Raw genomic sequence first — 4,567 nt, forward strand, 5'->3', positions numbered from 1 at the left:
GCGTGGGCATGGGCAGGGTGAGGTGTGGGAACCGCAGCCGGCGCCCGGTGCCGTCGATCTCGGCGGCCTCCTCGACTTCGACCGGGATGTCCTGCAGTGCGGCGAGGAACATGAGCATGAATGTGCCGGCCGTCGTCCACACGACCAGGGCGATGATCGCGCACATGGCCACGCTGGGGCCCGAGATCCAGTCCCACAGGGACAGGCCGCCGACGGTGGTGTCGGCGAGGGCGGACGGGGGCGCGTCGTTGTTGACGCCGAAGGCGCCGAGGGCGAGATGGATGACGCCGCGGGGATCGGCGAACCAGGCCGGTCCGTCGACTCCGACCTTCGCGAGCAGGGAGTTGACGACGCCGCTGGAGGAGAAGATGAACAGGAAGACGACGGAGATCGCGACCGAGCTCGTCACCGACGGGAAGTAGTACGCGGTGCGGAAGAACCCTTTGCCCTTCAGGCGTCTGCCGTTGACCAGGAGCGCCAGGCCCAGTGCGAGCGCGGTCTGCAGCGGGACGACGAAGAGCACGTAGTAGGCGTTGTTGCGCAGGCTCGTCAGGAAGTCGCTCTGTGCCAGGCCGGACTTGGTGAGAAGCGGCGCGTAGTTCTGTGCGCCGACGAAGTGCACGCCCGAGGAGAAGGGGCTGCCCTGGCCGTTCCAGTCGGACAGGCTCACCCAGAGCGCCATGAGGATCGGCACGACCAGGAAGAGTCCGAGCACGAGGAGGACGGGTGAGACGAACAGCCAGCCGGCGAGACCTTCCCGGCCTCGGATACCGTCGCGGGGGGCTCGGTTGCGGCGGCCCCGGCCTCCACTGGCCTTGGCGGTGTCTGCCGTTCGGGCCGGTGCCGGGCCGCTGCCCGGGCCCTGTGGGGGCCCGGGATTCGGTTCACTCATCGCAGGTTCACTCTCGTTCTGTTCCTGTCCGGATTACTGAGTCGCCCGGGTGGTCCGGGTCACTGGCCTACGACCGCCTGCGCGTTCTTCTGGAGTCGCGCGAGGATCTGCTTCGGGTTGGCGCCCGGCAGTGACTGAAGGCCGGTGTCGAAGTCGGTGAGCACCTGGTCGATCTTCGCGATGTTCACGGGGGCCTGGGCGTACGCGGCGCCGTCGATGAATGCCTTGTCCTGCGGGAACTGGACGACGTAGTCGGCCTGGGCGGACTGTCGCGACGGCATAACGCCGATCGCCTTCGCGAAGGCCAGCTCGGCGTCCTTCGCGGTCATCGCCTTGACGAAGTCGATGGCCGCGGCCTTGTGCTTGCTCTTGGCCGCGATGCCCCAGCACTGGGGGAAGGCGAGCGTGCCCTTCTTGCCCGTAGGGCCGGCCGGCAGTGGAACCGTCCTGTACTTGGCGCCCGGGTAGTCGCTCTTCATGGCGCCGGCCGTCCAGTTGCCCTCGATCGTCATGGCGGCCTTCTGCTTGCCGAAGGCTTCACCCGGCCAGCCGGAGTCGAGCTGCTTGGGGTACTTGGCCGAACCGTCGGCGAGCAGCGACTGGACGAACTTCAGGGCCTTGAGGTTCTCGGGAGAGTCCGCGGTGACCTTGGTGGCGTTCTTGTTCGTCACCCATCCGTCGGCCTGGACCATGAAGGCACCGATCCGGTCCCGCGTGTTGCCGAGTGCCAGGCCGACCTGCTTGCCCGTCGTCAGCTTCTTCGCCACGGCCGCCAGTTGCTGCCAGGTGCTGGGAATGTCGGCGTCGGTCAGGCCGGCCTTCGCCCATGCCGTGGTGTTGATCTGCAGGCCGAGCGTGGAGAAGTCCTTGGGGACGCAGTAGAGCTTGCTCTTGTAGGTGAACGCCTGACGCAGAGCGGGGTAGAAGTCGTCCTTCCCCGCGAAGCTGTCGCCGTACGGTTCGAGGCTGCCCTCGCTCGCGTACGTCGCGAAGCGGGCGGCGTCGACGTAGAAGACGTCCGGCGGGTTGCTGGAGGCGAAGCCCTGGCCGAGCTGCTGGTCGATGTTCTGCGCCGGGGTGACCGTCGCCTTGTTGCCGGACTTCGTCGCCCAGGCCGCGGCGGCGTCCGTGACGGCCTTCGTCCCGGCGTCGCCGCTGGAGGCGATGAGGACCTTGATCGAGGCGGGCCCGGACGACTGCTGGCTGTCGGTGCCGCTGTCGAACCCGCTGCCCCCACAGGCCGACAGGCTGAGCGACAGCAGCGCGACACCGCCAACTGCCCAGCGCGTACGAGGATTTCTCATGACAAATCTCCTTGTGCAGGCCGACCTGAACAGCCGGTGGCGGAGGGGGCCGCATCCCGTTGCCGCACTGGGGCGGTGAACGGGATCGCGGGTGTCGATGGAACGGCCTACGGCGCCGTTCGGCAGGGTGAAAAGGGTGCGGGTGCCGCGGGACGGCTCAGCCGCTCGCGCGGACGACGAGCCGGGGCGGCAGCAGGATCGGGGTGGGCGGAACGGCTGGCGGTTCGGGAGTCGCCAGCAGCTCCTGGAGCATCCGCAGGCAGGCGGCGGCGGCTTCGTCGTAGGGCTGCGCCACGCTGCTCAGGCCGACGACCGCCGCGGTCGGCGAGTCGTCGAAGCCGACCACCGCGACATCGACCCCGGGGCGCAGCCCACGTGCGGTGATCTCGGTCCAGGCCCCGAGCGCCAGCGAGTCGCTGGCACAGACGATCGCGGTCGGCGGAGTGGGCAGGTCGAGCATCGCCGCAGCGGCCTTGCGGCCGGTGTCGAGCCCGTCGGGAACACCGACGTCGTAGCCGGCAGGGGCGTCGATTCCGGACACGGTAAGGAGGGAGGACCAGCCGCTGCGCCGGTCGTCACCGACTTCAAAATTCTCCGGCCAGCCGAGAAAGGCGATCCGCCGGTGGCCGGTCTCGATGAGGTGCCGGGTCGCGGCAAGGGTCCCCTGCGCGCCGTCGACATCGACCCAGCCGTGCCGCTCGGCGGCATCCGGTTCCGCTCCCCAGGGCCGGCCGAAGGTCACGAACGGCACCCGGCGCTCGCTGAGCCACGCCGTCCGGCGGTCGCCGGCGTGAGTGGCGTGCAGGACGAAGGCGTCGAGGTCGTGATCGTCGAGCAGCTGTTCGTACAGGGAGCACTCGTGGTCGTCGTCGGTGGCCGTGAACACCACGATCCGGTAGCCGGCCTCCTGGGTACGGGCGGTCAGCGACTGGAGGAACTGGGCGAGGACGGCGCCGTTGACGCCGTCGCGCAGCGGCTCGATGCGCGCGCCGATCAGCCGTGAACGCCGGGTCCGCAGCGTCCGGGAAGCCTGGTTCGGGCGGTAGTTGAGCTCCTTGATGGCGGCCTGTACCCGGGCCAGGGTCTCCGGGCGCACCCGATGCGGCGCGTTGATGACGTTGGACACGGTCTGTGTCGACACGGAGGCATGCCGCGCCACGCTCTCGAGTGTTACTCGCGCCATCGCGAAGCCACCTCCACAAAGTTCACTGCGCCGCAGCGTATCGCCGTCGTGGCACCGCAGTGCATCGACGTCCCACTTGGATTTGAACGTTAAATTTAGCGTTCCAATCGGTTACTGTGGCGATCCCAGCGCGGGCTGTCAAGAGTCGGCGCAGTTACGAACCGCCCTCACAAACCGCCCACGAGACACCGGGCACCGGACGGAGCTTTCATGACCTCACCTGAGCGGCAGCCGCTCCTGCACGATCTCGCGGTCACCCTCGCCGCCCCGACGGTCGTCCTGTCCCGGCCGGACGGCAACCTCGACGCCGCCGCTCCTGGGGCCGCCGTACACGGGCTCTTCCACGCCGACGTACGCGCGGTGAGTCTGCTGCGCGTGACACTGCGCCCCGGCCGCGCGCCGTCCGGCGAGCACGCGGGGAAGACGCCTCCGGCTGCCGACGGGGCCGGTGGCGGTGAGGGCGGGGGCTGGCTGCCGGTCGTCGCGGTCATGAACGCGACGGACGGACCTGGCCGCAGCCGTTTCGTCGGCCTGGTCCAGGCGCTCGGCGACGCCATTCCCGACCCGACCGTCCGGGTCGACAGACGGCGCACCGTAACCCCCGGCCGACTCACCGAACAGCTGACCGTCCGCTCCACCGCGACGACGCCGGTGCATCTCGCCGTCCGGGTCGAAATCGCCGGGGACCTCGTGACGCTGGAGCACGCGAAGGCGGGCCTGGCGCCCCGGTCTCCTCTTGAACCGGCGGGTGAACTGTCCTCCGGCGACGGCGTGTTGCGCTGGGGCGACAAGGACGTCGAGGTCGCCGTGAGCGCCCCCGGCGCGCTGGCCGACACGGAGCATTCCACGCTGACCTGGACCCTCACGGTCAAGCCCCGCGAGAACGTCGACCTGCACCTGGCCGTCGAGATCTCCGACACGGCCGCGGCCGTCACGGCCGCTGGCCCCCGGCCCACCTGGCAGCGCCCGGACGTCACCGCCGACGACCGCCGGCTGCCCGCCCTCGTCGCGCAGAGCCTGGACGACCTCCACTCGCTGCGCATGGCCATGGCCTCATCCCCCGGTGACACGTTCCTCGCCGCGGGAGTCCCGTGGTTCTTCACGCTCTACGGCCGGGTCAGCTTGTGGGCCGCACGGTTGCTCCTGCCCCTGTGGACCGACCCTGCACTGGGCGCCCTGCGCACGCAG

General features: G+C 69.8%; 4 protein-coding genes. 1 reads left to right on the forward strand and 3 read right to left on the reverse strand.

Going from position 1 to position 4,567, the window contains the following annotated elements; genetic code table 11:
- The 3 genes from KVT44_RS55195 to KVT44_RS55205 form a co-directional block, all read right to left on the reverse strand.
- A partial coding sequence (locus KVT44_RS55195; RefSeq protein WP_217576772.1) for a carbohydrate ABC transporter permease occupies positions 1-892 on the reverse strand: 892 nt, incomplete at its 3' end.
- 59 nt (positions 893-951) lie between these two features.
- Positions 952-2,196, reverse strand: coding sequence for an extracellular solute-binding protein (locus KVT44_RS55200; protein ID WP_217576774.1), 1,245 nt, complete (start codon positions 2,194-2,196; stop codon positions 952-954).
- Positions 2,197-2,353: 157 nt separating this feature from the next.
- Complete coding sequence (locus KVT44_RS55205; RefSeq protein WP_217576776.1) at positions 2,354-3,379, reverse strand: LacI family DNA-binding transcriptional regulator; 1,026 nt, start codon at positions 3,377-3,379, stop codon at positions 2,354-2,356.
- A 210-nt stretch (positions 3,380-3,589) separates the two neighbouring features.
- On the opposite strand from KVT44_RS55205, the gene KVT44_RS55210 reads away from it, so the two are divergent.
- The coding region (locus KVT44_RS55210; RefSeq protein ID WP_302832267.1) for a glycogen debranching N-terminal domain-containing protein at positions 3,590-4,567 on the forward strand (978 nt) is incomplete at its 3' end.

The organism is Streptomyces sp. GbtcB7 (assembly GCF_019091445.1).
GTDB lineage: Bacteria > Actinomycetota > Actinomycetes > Streptomycetales > Streptomycetaceae > Streptomyces > Streptomyces mirabilis.

What these genes read in the sequence shown, in the direction of transcription:
- KVT44_RS55205 (WP_217576776.1), bottom strand. Translation starts at nt 3,379, where the DNA reads ATGGCGCGAGTAACACTCGAGAGCGTGGCGCGGCATGCCTCCGTGTCG.
- KVT44_RS55200 (WP_217576774.1), bottom strand. Translation starts at nt 2,196, where the DNA reads ATGAGAAATCCTCGTACGCGCTGGGCAGTTGGCGGTGTCGCGCTGCTG.